The organism is Pseudomonas sp. HTZ2 (assembly GCF_033173945.1).
In the GTDB taxonomy this organism is placed as follows: domain Bacteria; phylum Pseudomonadota; class Gammaproteobacteria; order Pseudomonadales; family Pseudomonadaceae; genus Aquipseudomonas; species Aquipseudomonas guariconensis.
This window is the reverse complement of record NZ_CP137332.1, coordinates 2,468,859-2,486,886: the sequence shown is the minus strand read 5'-3', so window position 1 is coordinate 2,486,886 and position 18,028 is coordinate 2,468,859. Positions and strand designations below refer to the sequence as shown.

The 18,028-nt window shown below is 63.2% G+C and carries 14 protein-coding genes; 12 read left to right on the top strand and 2 right to left on the bottom strand.

All coding sequences use genetic code 11. The annotated features are described in order from the left end of the window. The first annotated feature begins 4 nt into the window (after positions 1-4). Together R6G97_RS11480 and R6G97_RS11475 are read left to right on the top strand one after the other, a co-directional pair. The gene (locus R6G97_RS11480) at positions 5-769 is read left to right on the top strand and encodes a divergent polysaccharide deacetylase family protein (protein ID WP_317848113.1); all 765 of its coding nucleotides are present in this window, start codon (positions 5-7) and stop codon (positions 767-769) included. A gap of 87 nt (positions 770-856) precedes the next feature. Continuing rightward, complete coding sequence (locus R6G97_RS11475) at positions 857-1,255, top strand: hypothetical protein (protein ID WP_070571688.1); 399 nt, start codon at positions 857-859, stop codon at positions 1,253-1,255. Positions 1,256-1,313: 58 nt separating this feature from the next. Here R6G97_RS11475 and R6G97_RS11470 read toward each other — a convergent pair whose 3' ends face one another. Continuing rightward, entirely contained in the window at positions 1,314-3,317 is a 2,004-nt protein-coding gene (locus R6G97_RS11470; protein ID WP_070571689.1) for a BCCT family transporter, read from the bottom strand. A gap of 419 nt (positions 3,318-3,736) precedes the next feature. On the opposite strand from R6G97_RS11470, the gene betI reads away from it, so the two are divergent. The 7 genes from betI to trxC all read left to right on the top strand — a co-directional run bounded on the left by betI (position 3,737) and on the right by trxC (position 15,191). Further along, positions 3,737-4,393 carry a transcriptional regulator BetI gene (gene betI / locus R6G97_RS11465; protein WP_070571690.1) on the top strand — a complete coding sequence of 219 codons (657 nt, stop codon included), beginning with the start codon at positions 3,737-3,739 and terminating at the stop codon, positions 4,391-4,393. A 38-nt stretch (positions 4,394-4,431) separates the two neighbouring features. Beyond that, positions 4,432-5,904 (top strand): betaine-aldehyde dehydrogenase, encoded by a 1,473-nt coding sequence (betB, locus tag R6G97_RS11460; protein ID WP_102081447.1) that lies wholly within the window; start codon positions 4,432-4,434, stop codon positions 5,902-5,904. Positions 5,905-5,985: 81 nt separating this feature from the next. Continuing rightward, positions 5,986-7,683: a choline dehydrogenase gene (gene betA / locus R6G97_RS11455; protein WP_043212515.1), complete on the top strand. Its 1,698-nt coding sequence runs from the start codon at positions 5,986-5,988 to the stop codon at positions 7,681-7,683. A gap of 263 nt (positions 7,684-7,946) precedes the next feature. Beyond that, positions 7,947-9,689 (top strand): potassium/proton antiporter, encoded by a 1,743-nt coding sequence (locus R6G97_RS11450; RefSeq protein ID WP_043212513.1) that lies wholly within the window; start codon positions 7,947-7,949, stop codon positions 9,687-9,689. Positions 9,690-9,724: 35 nt separating this feature from the next. Further along, entirely contained in the window at positions 9,725-13,033 is a 3,309-nt protein-coding gene (gene mscK / locus R6G97_RS11445; RefSeq protein WP_043212512.1) for a mechanosensitive channel MscK, read from the top strand. A 160-nt stretch (positions 13,034-13,193) separates the two neighbouring features. After that, positions 13,194-14,654 carry a protein adenylyltransferase SelO gene (gene selO, locus R6G97_RS11440; RefSeq protein WP_317848112.1) on the top strand — a complete coding sequence of 487 codons (1,461 nt, stop codon included), beginning with the start codon at positions 13,194-13,196 and terminating at the stop codon, positions 14,652-14,654. A 102-nt stretch (positions 14,655-14,756) separates the two neighbouring features. After that, positions 14,757-15,191 (top strand): thioredoxin TrxC, encoded by a 435-nt coding sequence (gene trxC, locus R6G97_RS11435; protein ID WP_043212507.1) that lies wholly within the window; start codon positions 14,757-14,759, stop codon positions 15,189-15,191. Here the strand turns inward: trxC and R6G97_RS11430 are convergent. Continuing rightward, on the bottom strand, positions 15,188-15,961 hold the full coding sequence (locus tag R6G97_RS11430; protein WP_043212506.1) for a ParA family protein: 774 nt from the start codon (positions 15,959-15,961) through the stop codon (positions 15,188-15,190). The genes trxC and R6G97_RS11430 overlap by 4 nt on opposite strands. Before the next feature lie 308 nt (positions 15,962-16,269). Here R6G97_RS11430 and R6G97_RS11425 point away from each other — a divergent pair, with 308 nt between their 5' ends. The 3 genes from R6G97_RS11425 to R6G97_RS11415 are packed head-to-tail and all read left to right on the top strand — an operon-like array spanning position 16,270 to position 18,021. Further along, a complete protein-coding gene (locus R6G97_RS11425; RefSeq protein ID WP_317848111.1) occupies positions 16,270-16,986 on the top strand; it encodes a beta-ketoacyl synthase chain length factor in 717 nt (238 codons plus the stop codon). Further along, on the top strand, positions 16,962-17,780 hold the full coding sequence (locus tag R6G97_RS11420; RefSeq protein WP_317848110.1) for a lysophospholipid acyltransferase family protein: 819 nt from the start codon (positions 16,962-16,964) through the stop codon (positions 17,778-17,780). Before R6G97_RS11425 ends, R6G97_RS11420 begins: the two co-directional genes overlap by 25 nt. After that, positions 17,749-18,021, top strand: coding sequence for a phosphopantetheine-binding protein (locus R6G97_RS11415; RefSeq protein ID WP_043212500.1), 273 nt, complete (start codon positions 17,749-17,751; stop codon positions 18,019-18,021). Before R6G97_RS11420 ends, R6G97_RS11415 begins: the two co-directional genes overlap by 32 nt. Positions 18,022-18,028: the final 7 nt, after the last annotated feature.

Sequence of the window (18,028 nt, the reverse complement as noted above, 5' to 3'; positions counted from 1 at the left end):
TCTCATGCGTTACCTGCTGTTGACGCTGTTCTGCCTGTTGGCCGGCACCGCCCATGCGGCGCCGGCCAAGGCCTACATGAGCATCATCATCGACGACCTGGGCCAGAGCAGCGAGCGCGACAGCCGCACCCTCGCCCTGCCGGGCCCGATCACGATGGCGATCATGCCCGATACGCCCCATGCCACCGACTTCGCCCGACAAGCCCACAAAGCCGGGCGCACGGTGATCCTGCACATGCCCATGGACCCTGCCACCGGCCCGTACGCCTGGCACCCAGGCACCCCGATCGAAGAGCTCGCCCGCCGCCTGGATGCCGCCTTGGCCAAAGTGCCCTTCGCCGCCGGCATCAACAATCATATGGGCAGCCGCATGACCTCCCAGGCCGAGCCCATGATCTGGCTGATGGCAGAGTTGCAGCGGCGCCACCTGTTCTTCGTCGACAGCCGCACCAGTGCCGCCACCGTGGCCGCGGCCAAGGCCCAGGCACTTGGACTGGCGCATGTTTCGCGAGATGTCTTCCTGGACGATACCCGCACCACCGAGGCCATCTCCGCGCAGCTGCAGCAGGGCGTGGCCTTGGCCCGCAGACAAGGCTCGGCGGTGCTCATCGGCCACCCCTACCCTCAGACCCTGGACGTGCTGGAACGAGAACTTCCCCGACTCAAGCAGCAGGGCATAGAGCTGATCAGCCTTCACCAGATGATCGCCGAACGGAGCAACCAGGCCATGCCCGCCCATGGCAAGCATGGCCGTTACAGCAACCGCTGAAGCCATCACGCTTCACTAAAGATGTACCGCGCTGCGCTCACCTTCAGCACTCACAGTGGCCCTTTTACACAAATAAGGAGGGTCACCATGCTCGCGCGACATTCGATCTGCCTAGGGCTGGCATTCGCCTGGATTGCCTCGCCTGCGTTGGCCGGCCCAGTGCCCGGTATGCAGGCCTGGCCTTCTGCGCGGATGCTCTGGCCAGCGCCCGTTCCCGATCCGGACATGACCCTAGAGCGCCTCGACAACGGCGACATGAAGGTCACCTGGAAGATCGCCCCGCCGGACCTTCAGTGCTATCGCATCAAGCACGGCCCACCCGGGACCCTCGACTGCAACGAGCCGGCTGGCTACCAAATGCTTCGCCATGCCAGCCAGGAATTCAAATGGCAGGACCTGCCCCTGAAGCTCTGCACCAAAGCCGAGGACATCGCCAAACACCACTCGGCGCCACGCGAAGACCTCTTGCTCCTGCAAGCCCCCTGAAACGACAAAGGCCCGACTCTCGCGAGTCGGGCCTTTGTCATGACAAGCTCAGGCGCTATCAGCTATAGACACGGCCCAGCAACTGGCGGTGGCTTTCGAACTGATCCAGCACGTCGCGCACGATCTGCTCCGGCGTGAAGCCCATCAGGTCGTATTCCTGACTGCCATCATGCAGGTAGACCTCAGCGCGGTAAAAACGCTGGCGCACTTCTGCCTCACCTTCTGCCGCGGCCTCGCTCGGCGCGGCCTGGTAGCCATCCAGGCTCACTTCGTAGACGAAGGGATTACCCTCTTCCATCATCACGCGCAGGCCCATCAGCGAACGGGAGTGACCGGCACGTGCCTCGACATCGAAGCCCTGGTTACGCATCTGCGCGGCAGCTTCCTTGAGCGCCGGGCTGACGTACTTGTCCATGAAGCGCTGGACCACGGCCTGGCTCGGCTGCAAATCCATCTGGCTCAGGCGCTCGCTGAAGCCACGACGGCCACGGGCAGCCAGTTCGGCACGCTCCTGCTCGACCGCAACGTCCTGCTTCATGGCCTTGTACAGACCGAACATGAACAGCACCAGCACCACGGAGAACGGCAAGCCAGCCAGAACCACCATGGTCTGCATGGCTTCGAAGTTACCGGCGAACAGCAGGCCGATGGTTACCAGCGTAATGACGACCGACCAGAACACCACCATCCAGTGCGGGGCGTCTTCATCCACCTTGCCGCCTTTGCACGACAGGTTGGCCATCATCACTGCACCGGAGTCGGCCGGGGTGAGGAACAGCACGAAGCCGACGAACACCGCCACACCGATGACGAACTTGGCTGCCGGGAAGAATTCCAGCAACTGATAGATCGACATCGACGGCTGTTCCAACGCGGTCTTGCCCAACTCCACAGCGCCCTGGTTAACCACCAGGTCCAGCGCGGTGTTGCCGAAGATCGACAGCCACGCCAGGGTAAAGCCCAGCGGGATCAACAGCACGCCACTGACCAGCTGGCGCACGGTACGGCCCTTGGAGATACGGGCAATGAACATACCGACGAATGGGCCCCAGGAGATCCACCAGGCCCAGTAGAACACGGTCCACAGGCCCAGCCAGCGCTCGGACTTGGCGCCGTCGCCTTCATAGACGTACAGGTCGAACGTCTTGAGCACGATGCCATTGAGGTAGTCACCGATGTTCTGCACGAAGCCGTTGAGCAGGTGCAGGGTGTTGCCACCCAACAGAACGAAGATCAACAGACCACTGAACAGCATGATGTTCAGGTTGGACAGACGGCGGATACCGTTTTCCACGCCCGACACCGCAGCCACGGTCGCTACGCCGGCCATGACCAGAATCACCGCCAGCAGGTTGGTCTTGCTGTGGTCGATGCCGAACAGGTACTCAAGGCCCGACGCCACCTGCATCGAACCGATACCCAGGTTGGTCACCAGGCCCAGCAAGGTGACGAACATGCCGAAGATGTCCACTGCGTTGCCGGCAGCGCCCTTGACCCAGCGCTCACCGACCAGCGGGTACAGAGCCGAACGCAGGGCCAACGGCTGGTTGTGGCGATAGGCGAAGTAGCCCACGGCCAAGCCAACCAGGGCGTAGATCGCCCAGCCATGCAGGCCCCAGTGCAGGAAGGTCAGTTGCAGCGCCTGGCGCGCGGCTTCATGGCTCGCGGCGGCACCTTCAGGCGGGTTGAAATAATGGTCCAGCGGCTCGGAGGCGCCGAAATACAGCAGCGAGATACCGATACCTGAGGAGAACAGCATGCCGGCCCAGGCGCCGTAGCTGAAATCGGGTTGGTCATCTTTGCCGCCAAGCTTGAGCTTGCCGAAGTCGGAGAAGGCCAGATAGACGACGAACAGCAGGTATCCGCAGATCACCAGCATGTAGTACCAACCGAAGGTACGGGTCAGCCAGGCCTGCGCCACGCTCAGCACACGGCCGGCGGTTTCAGGGACAGCGATAAGCAGGGCGGTCAAAACGAGGACCAGCAACGCGGAGGTATAGAACACAACGCGGTTGACCCGTACCCGTTCGGCGGGAGGGTTGGTTAGGGAGGCAGAACTCATTGCACGAATGCTCCGGGCAGTGCGGGAGTGGAGGCTAATCAGTCTTCCCGAGCAAATGGTGCAATAGCCCCACAGCATCAGGTGTTATAAAAGCATCTAGGAAATCGCGATCCCGAATCGAATCGTTGCAAATAAAACAGATCCAAGCCCGCTCCAGTGGCTGCCCGCGCGGCCCATGACCGCTCGGCGGAATCTGCATTTCGCATCGCTCTTGCCCGTCAACGCCTTGTATTCCGGGGGTTACGCGATTTCCTGGGGTGTCAATCCGTGCCTTCTCGATCAGCTGAAAAACTGTCAATGGCACAAATTGTCGCAGAGCTTATTCTTTATTGATTGAACGTTCAATCAAAACAAAATAGACTGGCCTTCGCCGAGGCAGCCGCTCGTCGTCTGCTCGCAGGCCTGAGGAGATATGCAACATGCCCAAGGTCGGTATGCAACCCATCCGCCGCCAGCAGTTGATCGAAGCCACGTTGCAGGCGGTCGATCAGGTGGGACTGGGAGATGCCAGCATTGCGCTGATTGCCCGTTTGGCCGGTGTGTCGAACGGCATCATCAGTCACTACTTTCGGGACAAGAACGGCCTGATCGCAGCGACGATGGGTTACATCATGAGCATGCTCAACGAAGGCGTTGCGGCGCGTCGCCAGGCACTGACGGACGACAGCCCGCGCGCCCACCTGAAAGTGATCATCGAGGGCAACTTCGATGCGAGCCAGGTGAACGGCCCGGCAATGAAAACCTGGTTGGCCTTCTGGGCCTCCAGCATGCACCAGCCAGACCTGCACAGGTTGCAGCGGATCAACGACCACCGCTTGTATTCCAACCTGTGCTGCCAGTTCCGTCGCGTCCTGCCGCTCTACCATGCGCGCAAGGCTGCCCGCGGACTGGCGGCCCTGATCGATGGCCTGTGGCTGCGTGGCGCGCTGTCCGGTGATGCATTCGACACCGACCAGGCAATACGGATTGCTTACGAATACATGGATCTACAACTGGCTAAACAGCAGAGTCTGGACACTACCGACCAGGCCTCTGAACAACCGCGCGCGGCGATTGCCAACCAGGCAGGAGCGTGACGCGGTAGCCAACCACACACTGCACTTGCGAGGACACTATGGCCCGTTTCGGAACGCAAAAACTCTACATTGATGGTGGTTACGTCGACGCTAGCACCGACGCCACTTTCGAAGCCATCAACCCGGCCACCGGCGAAGTCCTCGCCCACGTGCAACGTGCCACCCAGGCTGACGTCGAGCGCGCCGTCGAAAGCGCCGAGCGTGGCCAGAAAGTCTGGGCCGCAATGACCGCCATGCAGCGTTCGCGCATCCTGCGCCGCGCCGTCGAGATCCTGCGCGAGCGCAACGACGAGCTGGCCATGCTGGAAACCCTGGACACCGGCAAGTCCTATTCCGAAACCCGTTACGTCGACATCGTCACCGGCGCCGACGTGCTGGAATACTACGCAGGCCTGGTTCCTGCCATCGAAGGCGAGCAGATCCCGCTGCGCGAGAGCTCCTTCGTCTACACCCGCCGCGAGCCACTGGGCGTGACCGCCGGCATCGGTGCCTGGAACTACCCGATCCAGATCGCCCTGTGGAAATCCGCCCCGGCCCTGGCCGCCGGCAACGCCATGATCTTCAAGCCTTCGGAAGTCACCTCGCTGACCACCCTGAAGCTGGCCGAGATCTACACCGAAGCCGGCCTGCCGGACGGCGTGTTCAACGTCCTGACCGGCAGCGGTCGCGAAGTGGGCACCTGGCTGACCGAGCACCCGCGCATCGAGAAAGTCTCCTTCACCGGCGGCACCACCACCGGCAAGAAAGTCATGGCCAGCGCCTCGAGCTCCACGCTCAAGGAAGTCACCATGGAACTGGGCGGCAAGTCGCCGCTGATCATCTGCGACGACGCCGACCTGGACAAGGCCGCCGACATCGCCATGATGGCCAACTTCTACAGCTCCGGTCAGGTCTGCACCAACGGCACCCGCGTATTCATCCCGTCGTCGATGAAAGCGGCCTTCGAAGCCAAGATCGCCGAACGCGTCGCCCGCATCCGTGCCGGCAACCCGGAAGACGAGAACACCAACTTCGGTCCGCTGGTCAGCTTCGCGCACATGGAAAGCGTCCTGAGCTACATCGCCAAGGGCAAGGAAGAAGGTGCCCGCGTCCTGTGCGGCGGCGAGCGTCTGATGGCCGGTGACTTCGCCAAGGGCGCGTTCGTTGCCCCGACCGTCTTCACCGACTGCACCGACGACATGACCATCGTCAAGGAAGAGATCTTCGGCCCGGTCATGAGCATCCTGACCTACGAAACCGAAGAAGAAGTCATCCGTCGCGCCAACGACACCGAGTACGGCCTGGCCGCCGGCGTCTGCACCAACGACATCAGCCGCGCCCACCGCATCATCCACAAGCTCGAAGCGGGCATCTGCTGGATCAACGCCTGGGGCGAATCGCCGGCCGAAATGCCGGTCGGCGGTTACAAGCAGTCGGGTGTCGGCCGTGAGAACGGTGTCAGCTCGCTGGCTCAATACACTCGCATCAAGTCGGTCCAGGTCGAGCTGGGCGGCTACAACTCGGTTTTCTGAACCCTGTCTAGCTAGCCACGCCCGTGCCGCTGCGCACGGGCGTTTCCGCTCCCTGATCACCGCCAACATGAGGGTACTTTCATGTCCAAAGAATACGATTACATCATCGTCGGTGCCGGCTCCGCCGGTAACACCCTGGCGACCCGCCTGACCGAAGATGCCGGCGTCACTGTACTGCTGCTGGAAGCCGGTGGCCCCGACTACCGCTTCGACTTCCGTACCCAGATGCCAGCCGCCCTGGCCTTCCCGCTGCAGGGCCGTCGCTACAACTGGGCATACGAAACCGATCCTGAGCCGCACATGAACAACCGCCGCATGGAGTGTGGCCGTGGCAAGGGCCTGGGTGGCTCTTCGCTGATCAACGGCATGTGCTACATCCGCGGCAACGCCATGGATTTCGACGGCTGGGCGAAATTGCCAGGCCTCGAAGACTGGACCTACCTGGACTGCCTGCCGTACTTCCGCAAGGCCGAAACCCGCGATATCGGCCCGAACGACTACCACGGCGGCGAAGGCCCGGTCAGCGTGACCACGCCTAAAGCCGGCAACAACCCACTGTTCCACGCCATGGTCGAAGCCGGCGTGCAGGCGGGTTACCCACGTACCGAAGACCTCAACGGCTACCAGCAGGAAGGCTTCGGTCCGATGGACCGTACCGTGACCAAGAACGGTCGTCGCTCCAGCACCGCCCGCGGCTATCTGGACCAGGCCAAGAAGCGTCCGAATCTGACCATCGTCACCCACGCCTTGACCGACCGCGTGCTGTTCGACGGCAAGCGCGCCATCGGCGTGACCTACCTGGTCGGCGACAGCGAAGAGCGCGTCGAAGCCCGCGCCCGCAAGGAAGTCATCGTCAGCTCCGGCGCCATCGCCTCGCCGCAGCTGCTGCAGCGCTCCGGCGTCGGTCCGCGCGAACTGCTCGAAAGCCTCGACATCCCGGTCGTCCACGACCTGCCAGGCGTCGGCGAGAACCTGCAGGACCACCTGGAGCTGTACCTGCAATACGCGTGCACCCAGCCGGTTTCGCTGTACCCGTCGCTGCTGTGGTGGAACCAGCCAGCCATTGGCGCTGAATGGATGTTCAACGGCACTGGCATCGGCGCCAGCAACCAGTTCGAGGCAGGCGGTTTCATCCGCACCCGTCCTGAGTTCGAATGGCCGAACATCCAGTACCACTTCCTGCCGGTTGCGATCAATTACAACGGCTCCAACGGCGTGAAGGAACACGGTTTCCAGGCCCACATGGGTTCGATGCGCTCGCCTAGCCGTGGCCGCATCAGACTCAAGTCCAAGGATCCGCGCCAGCATCCAAGCATCCTGTTCAACTACATGGCCACCGAGCAGGACTGGCAGGAATTCCGCGACGGCATCCGCCTGACCCGCGAGATCATGGCCCAGCCGGCGCTGGATCCATACCGTGGTCGCGAGATCAGCCCGGGCGCCCACGTGCAGACCGACGAGGAACTGGACAAGTTCATCCGCGAGCACGCCGAAACCGCCTTCCACCCGTCCTGCTCGTGCAAGATGGGCACCGACGACATGGCGGTGGTCGATGGCGAAGGCCGCGTGCACGGCATGCAGGGCCTGCGTGTGGTCGACGCGTCGATCATGCCGATCATCATCACCGGCAACCTCAATGCCACCACGATCATGATCGCCGAGAAAATCTCGGACAAGATCCGTGGCCGCAAGCCGCTGCCGCGCAGCACCGCCAAGTACTACGTGGCCAATGGCGCACCGGTGAAGGGCAAGCCTATGCGCGAGGTCAAGCAGGGCTGAACCTGTTCCGGCTTGTCCGTGACCAACGCCGCTCCCACAGGGATATCGCTGCCCATAAGCGCAGCGCAGTACCTGTAGGAGCGGGCTTGTCCCGCGATAGCGCCGTACTGGTAACACCGAAAAAGGCACCCTCCGGGGTGCCTTTTTCATTTTCAGAAACGCTTTACAGGCTGCCAATTCATCAGGTTAGAATCGATTGGCACGCGACCTGCTAGTCAACGCTATCAAGTCCTTTTTCCCCGCGATGTACCGGAGTACTGCCTTTGGATGCGAGCACCATCAACAGCCTGTTTCTGATCGGCGCACTGCTGGTCGGGGCAAGTATCTTGGTCAGCTCGCTGTCATCGCGCCTTGGCATTCCTATCCTGGTCATCATCCTCGCCGTCGGCATGGTCGCCGGCGTCGATGGTGGCGGCATCATCTTCAACAACTATCCGACCGCCTATCTGGTGGGCAACCTGGCCCTGGCCGTGATCCTGCTGGACGGCGGCCTGCGCACGCGGGTGGCGAGCTTTCGCGTGGCGCTGTGGCCCGCGTTGTCGCTGGCCACGGTCGGCGTGCTGATCACCACCGGGCTGACCGGCATGGTCGCCGCCTGGCTGTTCGACCTGAGCCTCATCCAAGGCCTTCTGATCGGCGCCATCGTCGGCTCCACCGACGCCGCGGCGGTGTTCTCCCTGCTCGGTGGCAAGGGCCTGAACGAGCGTGTCACCGCGACGCTCGAGATCGAGTCGGGTAGCAACGACCCGATGGCGGTCTTTCTCACCGTCACCCTGATCGACATGATCGCCAGCGGCCAGACCGGCCTGCACTGGAGCCTGCTGACCCACTTGGTGCGCGAGTTCGGCATCGGCAGCCTGCTGGGCCTAGGCGGTGGCTGGCTGATGCTGCAACTGGTCAATCGCATCAACCTGGCCGGCGGGCTGTATCCGATCCTGGTGATCGCCGGCGGCCTGGTGGTGTTCTCGCTGACCAACGCCTTGCACGGCAGCGGTTTTCTGGCGGTCTACCTGTGCGGCCTGGTGTTGGGCAACCGCCCCATCCGCAGCCGTCACGGCATTCTGCACATGCTCGATGGCATGGCGTGGTTGGCGCAGATCGGCATGTTCCTGGTGCTGGGCCTGCTGGTCACGCCTCACGATCTGCTGCCGATCGCCTTGCCAGCGCTGGGCCTTGCGCTATGGATGATCCTGTTCGCGCGCCCCCTGTCGGTGGTGGCCAGCTTGCTGCCGTTCAAGGCCTTCCACGGCCGCGAGAAAGCCTTCATAAGCTGGGTCGGCCTGCGCGGCGCGGTGCCGATCATTCTTGCCGTGTTCCCACTGATGGCCGGCCTGCCCGATGCCCAGCTGTTCTTCAACCTGGCCTTCTTCATCGTCCTGGTCTCGCTGTTGGTGCAAGGCACCAGCCTGCCGTGGATGGCCAAGCTGTTGAAAGTCACCGTGCCGCCGGACCCGGCCCCGATTTCCCGCTCCGCTCTGGAGGTGCACATCACCAGCGAGTGGGAGCTGTTCGTCTATCGCCTGGGTGCTGAAAAATGGTGCATCGGCGCCGCCCTGCGCGAGTTGAAGATGCCAGAGGGCACCCGTATCGCCGCACTGTTCCGCGGCGAGCAACTGCTGCACCCCTCAGGCAGCACCGTGCTGGAGGTCGGCGACATGCTGTGCGTGATCGGCCACGAGCACAACCTGCCGGCCCTGGGCAAACTGTTCAGCCAGGCGCCGCAGCGGGGGCTGGACCTGCGCTTCTTCGGCGACTTCGTGCTCGAAGGCGATGCCGAGCTCGGCGCGGTGGCGGCGCTTTATGGCCTTAAGCTGGACGGATTGGACGCGAAAATGCCGCTTGCCCAGTTCATCCGACAGAAGGTCGGAGGCGCTCCAGTAGTAGGCGACCAGGTCGAATGGAACAGCACGATCTGGACCGTGGCGACCATGGACGGGAACAAGATCCAGAAAGTGGGCGTCAGATTCCCGGAAGGTACTCGACCCGGCCCCGGGTTGTTCCTCTAAACTTCGATTTGCCTCGTTTCGCAAGAATTCTGCCTATGTCCCTGCGTGTGTCCCTCCGCGCAGCCCTGCTCGGGCTGTGCCTGTCCCTCTCGTTCGCCGTCATGGCGGCCGAGGTCCCGACCACCGCCAGCGTCCAGCACAGCCTCGACAAGATCGCCGAGCGCAAACTTCCGGAAGCCGAGCAGAAGGCCCTGCAGCAAGTGCTCGAGCAGACCCTGGTCCTGCTCGCCAGCAAGGAAGACAGCGAAAAGAAACTCGCCGAGCTCAAACAGCAGCTGGCCAGCGCGCCCAACGAGATCCGTGACGGTCAACGCGAGCTGACCAAGCTCAAGCAAACCAAGAGCGTGCCGGTGGCTGAGCGCTATGCCAACCTGGCCGTACCCCAGCTGGAGCAGATGCTCAGCGAGCGCAGCACTGAGCAAGGCGAACTGCAAAAAGCGCTCTCCGAAGCCAACAGCCTGATCATCAACTCCCAGACCCGCCCTGAACGGGCCCAGGCCGAAATCAGCAGCAGCCAGACCCGCATCCAGCAGATCAACAGCAGCCTAAAATCGGGCAAGGACGGCGGCAAACCGATTTCCGCAGACCAACGCAACCAGCTCAACGCCGAGCTGGCCGCGCTCAATGCACGCATGGCTCTGCGCCGCCAGGAAATGACCAGCAACAGCCAACTGCAGGATCTGGGCAATGCCCGCCACGACCTGTTGATCGAGCGCGCCGCGCGCCTAGAGCAAGAAATCCAGGAGCTGCAGACGCTGATCAACGACAAGCGTCTGGCCCAGTCCCAGCAGACCGTCACCCAACAGTCGCTCGAAGCCCAGAAGGCCGGCAGCAGCACCTTGCTGGCCACCGAGAGCACCGCCAACGTCAAGCTTTCGGACTACCTGCTCAAGAGCACCGACCGGCTCAACGAGGTCACCCAGCAGAACCTGCGCACCAAACAGCAACTCGACAGCCTGACCCAGGCCGACCAGGCTCTGGACGAACAGATCGACGTGCTCAAGGGCAGCCTGCTGCTATCGAAGATCCTCTACAAGCAAAAGCAATCCCTGCCGCACCTGAAAGTCGATCGCAACCTGGCCGACCAGATCGCCGACATTCGCCTCTATCAGTTCGAGATCAATCAGCAGCGCGAGCAGATGAGCAGCCCCTCGATCTACGTCGACAAGCTGCTGGCCGCCCAGCCCGAGGAAGAGGCCACACCACAGCTGCGCAAGGCCTTGCTGGAGGTGGTGATCACCCGCAGCGACCTGCTCGAGCGCCTGAACCGCGAGCTGTCGGCGCTGCTCAATGAGTCCATCACCCTGCAGCTGAACCAGAAGCAATTGCTCAGCACCGCCCAGAGTCTGCGCACCACCCTGGAAGAGCAGATGTTCTGGATTCCCAGCAACAAGCCGCTGGACTGGGAGTGGCTGAGCCATGTGCCCGAGCGGTTTGCCGACCAGGTCGCCAACCTGCCATGGGGCTCGGGCCTCAAGGAGCTGACCGACGGCCTGGCGCAGCGCCCGCTGTTGTTCCTGCCGCTGCTGCTGGTGATCGGCGCACTGCTATGGCGGCGCAAGTACCTCTATCAGCGCCTGGGCAAGGTTCACCAGGACATCGGCCACTTCCGTCGCGATAGCCAGTGGCATACGCCCCAGGCGATCCTGATCAATATCCTCCTGGCCATGCCGGTCGCCCTGGCCCTGGCCCTGGGCAGCTACGCCCTGCAGATCGACGCTCGCGGCCAGAACGCTAACCTGGGCGCCGCCCTGTGGCAGATCGCCCAGGCCTGGCTGGTGTTCTACACCGCCTACCGCATCCTCGCGCCGGGCGGCGTTGCCGAGATCCACTTCCGCTGGCACAAGCCGCAGGTCGAGTTCCTGCGCGGCTGGGTGCGCCGACTGGGCACCGTGGTGCTGGCCCTGGTAGGTGTGGTGGCGGTGGCCGAGCATCAGCCGTCGGCCCTGGCCGATGACGTGCTGGGCATCGGTGTGGTGCTCACCTGCTATGCCCTGATGGCCTGGTTGCTCAGCCGCCTGCTGCTGAGCAGCCCCGCGCACCGAGACACCTCGCTGTTCCGCAAAGCGGTCGGGGTGGCCTTCACCGCGCTACCCATCGCCCTATTCGTGGCCGTGTGCTTCGGCTACTACTACACCGCGCTCAAGCTCACCGACCGACTCATCTATACCCTTTACCTGCTGTTGTTCTGGCTGGTGATCGAGGCCGCGTTCGTACGCGGGCTCTCGGTTGCGGCCCGGCGCCTGGCCTACCAGCGCGCCCTGAGCAAACGCCAGGCTGCCAAGGAAGGGCTGGACGGCGAGGTGATCGTCGAAGAACCAACCTTGGATATCGAACAGGTCAACCAGCAGTCGCTGCGCCTGATCCGCCTGGCCCTGCTTGGCGGCTTCATCGCCGGCCTGTACTGGGTCTGGTCGGACCTGATCTCGGTCTTCGCCTATCTCAACAACTTCACCTTGTACGAATACACCAGCGGCACTGGCGCGGCGGCCAGCATGGTGCCGATCAGCCTGGGCGACCTGCTCGGTGCGTTGGTGATCGTCGGTATCACCTTCGCCCTGGCCGGCAACTTGCCGGGCCTGCTGGAGGTGCTGGTGCTGTCGCGCCTGAACCTGGCCCAAGGCAGCGCCTACGCCACCACCACGCTGCTCTCCTACACCATCGTGGGTGTGGGCATCGTGAGCACCCTGTCGACCCTCGGGGTGAGCTGGGACAAGCTGCAATGGCTGGTGGCGGCCCTGTCGGTGGGCCTGGGCTTCGGCATGCAGGAGATCTTCGCCAACTTCATCTCCGGCATCATGATTCTGTTCGAGCGCCCCGTGCGCATCGGCGACACCATCACCATCGGCAATCTATCCGGCACGGTGAGCAAGATCCGCATCCGTGCGACCACCATCACCGACTTCGACCGCAAGGACATCATCGTCCCCAACAAGACCTTCATCACAGGCCAGCTGATCAACTGGTCCCTGACCGACACCGTCACCCGCGTCACGCTCAAGCTGGGCATCGACTACGGCTCGGATTTGGATCTGGTGCGCGAACTGCTGCTCAAGGGCGCCCACGAAAACCCACGGGTGCTCAAGGATCCTGAGCCGATCGTGTACTTCCTCAACTTCGGCGAAAGCTCGCTGGACCACGAACTGCGCATGCACGTCCGCGACCTGGGCGACCGCAACCCGACGCTGGACGAGATCAACCGCTACATCAACCGCGAGTTCAAGGCGCACAACATCAAGATCTCGGTGCGCCAGGTCGAGGTGTTCCTGATGGACATGCAAGGCGGCAAACAGCAGTTGATTCCGGTGGAGAACCCGAAACCGGATGGCACTGCACCGGCCTGAGTGCACTCGAATACTTTATTCTGTGCACAACCCTTGCGAGGGCTACGCCCTCGTTCGCGGGTAAACCGCTCCTACAGGCACAGCGCTGGACCTGTGGGAGCGGGATTACCCGCGAAGGGCCGCAAAGCGGCCCCTGACCCCCGATCCCAGGAGCCGGCCTGTGAAAGCCCTCGACCAACTGACCTTCGACAACCGCTTCGCCCGCCTGGGCGATGCCTTTTCCACCGAGGTCCTGCCCGACCCGATTGCCGAGCCACGCCTGGTGGTGGCCAGCGAATCGGCCATGGCCCTGCTCAACCTCGACCCGGCCCAGGCCGAACTGCCGGTGTTCGCCGAGCTGTTCAGCGGCCACAAGCTTTGGGAAGAGGCAGAGCCGCGGGCGATGGTCTATTCCGGGCACCAGTTCGGTTCCTACAACCCACGCCTGGGCGACGGCCGTGGCCTGCTGCTGGGCGAAGTGCTCAATGACGCCGGCGAGCACTGGGACCTGCACCTCAAGGGCGCCGGCCAGACCCCCTATTCGCGCATGGGCGATGGCCGTGCCGTACTGCGCTCCTCGATCCGCGAGTTCCTGGCCTCCGAGGCCCTCCACGCCTTGGGCATTCCCAGCAGCCGCGCATTGTGCGTGATCGGCTCGAGCACCCCGGTGTGGCGAGAGACCCGCGAAAGCGCCGCGATGCTCCTGCGCCTGGCGCAAAGCCATGTGCGCTTCGGTCACTTCGAGTACTTCTACTACACCCGCCAGCCAGAGCAGCAGCGCCAACTCATCGACCATGTCCTGGAGCAGCATTACCCCGAGTGCCGGGAGGCAGAACAGCCCTACCTGGCCATGTTCCGCACCATCGTCGAACGCAACGCCGAGCTGATCGCCCGGTGGCAGGCCTACGGCTTCTGCCATGGCGTGATGAACACCGACAACATGTCGATCCTGGGCATCACCTTCGACTTCGGCCCCTACGCCTTCCTCGACGACTTCGACGCCAATTTCATCTGCAACCATTCCGACGACCGCGGTCGCTACAGCTACGCCAACCAGGTGCCCATCGCCCACTGGAACCTGAGCGCCCTGGCCCAGGCCCTGACCACGGTGATCGAGGTGGAGCCGCTCAAGGAAGCGCTGGGCCTGTTCCTGCCGCTGTACCAGGCTCACTACCTGGATCTGATGCGTCGGCGCCTGGGCTTCACCACAGCCGAGGACGGTGACATGGCCTTGGTGGAGCGCCTGCTGCAACGCATGCAGAGCGGCGGCGTGGACTACACCCTGTTCTTCCGCAGGCTTGGCGACCAGCCCGTGGCCGATGCCCTCAAGGTGGTGCGCGATGACTTCATCGACCTGGCCGGGTTCGACGCCTGGGGCGAGGATTACCTGGCCCGCTGCCAGCGTGAACCCGCCAACGCCGAAGGCCGGCGCGAGCGCATGCATGCGGTCAACCCGCTGTACATCCTGCGCAATTACCTGGCACAAAAAGCCATTGAAGCGGCCGAAGCGGGGGATTACAGCGAAGTACGCCGGTTGCATCAGGTGCTGAGCAATCCATTCGAAGAACAACCTGCAATGCAGGCCTATGCCGAACGTCCGCCCGAGTGGGGCAAGCACCTGGAAATCAGCTGTTCCTCGTGAATGCCCTGCCAGGGCTGTCGCCAGTATTCACAAGATGTGGCTGCTTCAGATCAGGCCCCGTGGGCGCTGCGACAGCCTGCGATAAACCGAACAGGAGATGAAATGTCCGAACCTCTGCTGATTCCCTGCCCCCATTGCAACGGCCTCAACCGCCTGCCCGCCGAACGCCTGGGGGACCACCCCAAGTGTGGACGCTGCAAGCAAGAGGTACTGCTGGCCACGCCCTTCGACCTCGATGAACGCAGCTACGCCAGCCAGATCAAAGGCGATTTGCCCCTGCTGCTGGACGTCTGGGCAGACTGGTGCGGGCCGTGCAAATCGTTCGCCCCGGTCTTCGAACAAGCCGCCCGCCAGCTTGCCGGGCGCTGTCGCCTGGCCAAGCTGGACAGCGAGGCCAACCGCAACCTCGCCGGTCAGTTGGGCATCCGCTCGATCCCCAGCCTGATCCTGTTCAAGAATGGTCGTGAGGTCGCCCGCCAGGCAGGCGCGTTTCCACTCCAGTCTTTGCTGGAGTGGTTGCGCAGCCAGGGGGTCTAGGCGTTCTCTTCGAGCAGCGCGTGCAGCTCGACGAACTGCTGGGTCAGCTTGTGTCGAGGCTCCAGGTGGATCAACGGCAAGCTCGCATGGTGGGATTCACGCATCTTCACCGAACTGGCCAGATACACCGGCAGGACCGGCAAGCCCTCGGCCAGCAACTCGTCGAGCATCTGCTGAGGCAGGCTGGCGCGTGACTGGAACTGATTGACGACGATGCCTTCGACCAGCAGGTCTTCGTTGTGGTCGTCCTTGAGTTCGTCGATTTCCGCGAGCAGGCCATACAGCGCCTGGCGTGAGAAGCTGTCGCAGTCGAATGGGATTAGCACCCGATCGGCGGCGATCAACGCAGAAACCGCGTAGAAATTGAGCGCAGGTGGCGTATCGATGTAGATTCGCTCGTAGTCATCGTCCAGCTCATCGAGCAGTTTGCGTAGCTTGTTGATCTTGTGCTTGGCCTCGAGCTTGGGCTGCAGGTCGGCCAGTTCCGGGGTCGCAGTGACCACGTGGAGGTTGTCGAACGGCGTTTCGTAGATATCGACCTTGTTCTTCTTGGCAAAGGGCCCGCTGGAAAGGGTTTGCTTGAAGAAGTCGGCGATGCCCATGGGAATGTCCTCGCCGGTCAGCCCGGTGAGGTACTGGGTGGAGTTGGCCTGGGCATCCAGGTCGATCAACAGGGTCCGATAGCCTTCACTGGCACTGACCGCCGCCAGGTTGCAGGCGATGCTCGACTTGCCCACGCCACCTTTCTGATTGAACACCACGCGCCGCATGGAAGACCTCCGTGTATCAACGAATGCCCGAGTATGTGTCCGGCGAGCGACAATGACCAGTACCGCCCGCTCAACCTTTCCTACCCCGGTGCCGATAACCTTCGTAACCGTTCATCGGAAACCGCGGGTAATCGATCGGAGCGGGTCGACTAGCCAGAGCGTTGTTCATTGGTCATTGTCCAAGGCGTATTTGCTAGCGGTCCCCTGCACCGGGATAATGCGCGCCACTCGGCGAGTGTGAATCCCTCAGGCCGCTCCGAGCCACTCCGACGCCAAAGGTCGCCCGCAGGGCGGGAAACAAGCACATCGTGATCACTTTCAACATCAGCCAATGGCGCGCCTGGGCCCCCGGTCTGCACACGCCTGCCGACTGGCGTGCCTGGGCCAACGGTGAGTCCGTGTCGCCAGGCGACAGCCAGGTGCCGGACGTGTCCTTCCTTCCGGCCTTGCAGCGCCGGCGCCTGAGCCCGTTGGCACGCATGGCGTTCGCTGTCGGCTGGCCGCTTGCCGAGGGGTACGAATCGCTGCCGCTGGTGTACGTCTCGCGCCATGGTGAAACCCCGCGCACCTTCTCCATCCTCAGCGACCTCGCCCAGGGCGAGCCGCTCTCGCCCACCCAGTTCAGCCTCTCGGTGCACAATGCGGTGATCGGCCTGTGGTCGATCCTGCGTGGGCAGAGCTGCGAAATGACCGCCCTGGCCGCGGCCGACGACGGATTCGAACATGGCCTCGTCGAGGCGGCCGGCCTGCTCCATGAAGGCGCGCCGGCCGTATTGCTGATCGTTGCCGAAGAACTGCCGCCAGCGGCTTATGCGCCCTGGATCAGCGACGTACCGCTCTCCTATGCCCTAGGGCTGCTATTGACCCCTGGCGAGCAATGGCAGTTGGACCTGACCCCAGGCAGCGAAGCCGTCACTGGCAACTTGCCCCACGCCTTGGGCTGGCTGCGCGCCCTGCTGACCGACCAGTCCAGGCTCACCCACCCAGGAAAGCAACGCTCATGGAACTGGCAACGGCTCGCGTGAACAAGCCACGGGATGCCTACCCCTGGCGCCTGGTGGCGACCGCACTGAGCTTTGCCCTGTTCGGTGTGGGCAGCCTGTGCCTGCGCGTGTTGGTGTTTCCGCTGCTCGCCTGCCTGCCCGGTGGCGTCGAACGCCACCAGCAACGCGCCCGCCGAACCATCGGCTGGCTGTTCTGGCGGTTCATACGTTTCATGCGGGTCAGCGGCGTGCTCACCTACGAGGTCGTCGGAGCCGAGGGTCTGGGCCGTCCGGGGCAGCTCATCATCGCCAATCATCCATCGCTGATCGACGTGGTGTTTCTAATCGGCCTGGCCCGCAACGCCAATTGCGTGGTCAAGCAGAGCCTGTTCGACAACCCCTTCACCCGCGGCCCGGTGCGCGAGGCACGCTACATCGGCAACGATGGCAGCGTGCAGATGCTCGAAACCGCCGCCGACACCCTGCGCCAGGGACAGCCGCTGATCATCTTCCCCGAGGGCACCCGCACACCGCCCGGCCAGGCCCCGGCCTTTCATCGCGGTGCCGCCGCGATCGCCTTGCGCGGTGCGAAAATCATTACACCCGTGACCATCAGCGTCAGCCCCAGCACCCTGACCAAACATGAGCCCTGGTACCGCATTCCGCGCCGACGCGTGCATTTTCGTCTACATGTCGGTGCCGATATCGACCCCGCCTCGTTCGCTGCGCTGGGCCCGGCACCGGTGGCCTCTCGACGCCTCCACGATTACCTGCATCAGTATTTCATCAAGGAGCTCGCCGAAGATGAGCGATCCACAGCAAGACCTGCACCGTGATATCAAGCAATTGATCATCGACGCCCTGGGGCTGGAAGACATCGACGTCCAGGACATCGATGACCAACAACCCCTGTTCGGCGAGGGCCTGGGCCTGGACTCGGTGGACGCCCTGGAGCTCGGCCTGGCCTTGCAGAAACGTTTCGGGATCAAGATCGACGCCGACGCCAAGGACACCCGCTCCCATTTCACCAATATCGCCACCCTGGCAGCATTCGTCACTGCCCGTCAGGCCGCCTGAGACCGCA

Bases quoted from the DNA above. Each gene is read 5' to 3' on its own strand.
- betA (WP_043212515.1), top strand. From the start codon at position 5,986: ATGTCCAAAGAATACGATTACATCATCGTCGGTGCCGGCTCCGCCGGT.
- betI (WP_070571690.1), top strand. From the start codon at position 3,737: ATGCCCAAGGTCGGTATGCAACCCATCCGCCGCCAGCAGTTGATCGAA.
- trxC (WP_043212507.1), top strand. From the start codon at position 14,757: ATGTCCGAACCTCTGCTGATTCCCTGCCCCCATTGCAACGGCCTCAAC.
- R6G97_RS11415 (WP_043212500.1), top strand. From the start codon at position 17,749: ATGAGCGATCCACAGCAAGACCTGCACCGTGATATCAAGCAATTGATC.
- R6G97_RS11475 (WP_070571688.1), top strand. From the start codon at position 857: ATGCTCGCGCGACATTCGATCTGCCTAGGGCTGGCATTCGCCTGGATT.
- R6G97_RS11430 (WP_043212506.1), bottom strand. From the start codon at position 15,961: ATGCGGCGCGTGGTGTTCAATCAGAAAGGTGGCGTGGGCAAGTCGAGC.
- R6G97_RS11480 (WP_317848113.1), top strand. From the start codon at position 5: ATGCGTTACCTGCTGTTGACGCTGTTCTGCCTGTTGGCCGGCACCGCC.
- R6G97_RS11470 (WP_070571689.1), bottom strand. From the start codon at position 3,317: ATGAGTTCTGCCTCCCTAACCAACCCTCCCGCCGAACGGGTACGGGTC.
- mscK (WP_043212512.1), top strand. From the start codon at position 9,725: ATGTCCCTGCGTGTGTCCCTCCGCGCAGCCCTGCTCGGGCTGTGCCTG.
- betB (WP_102081447.1), top strand. From the start codon at position 4,432: ATGGCCCGTTTCGGAACGCAAAAACTCTACATTGATGGTGGTTACGTC.
- R6G97_RS11420 (WP_317848110.1), top strand. From the start codon at position 16,962: ATGGAACTGGCAACGGCTCGCGTGAACAAGCCACGGGATGCCTACCCC.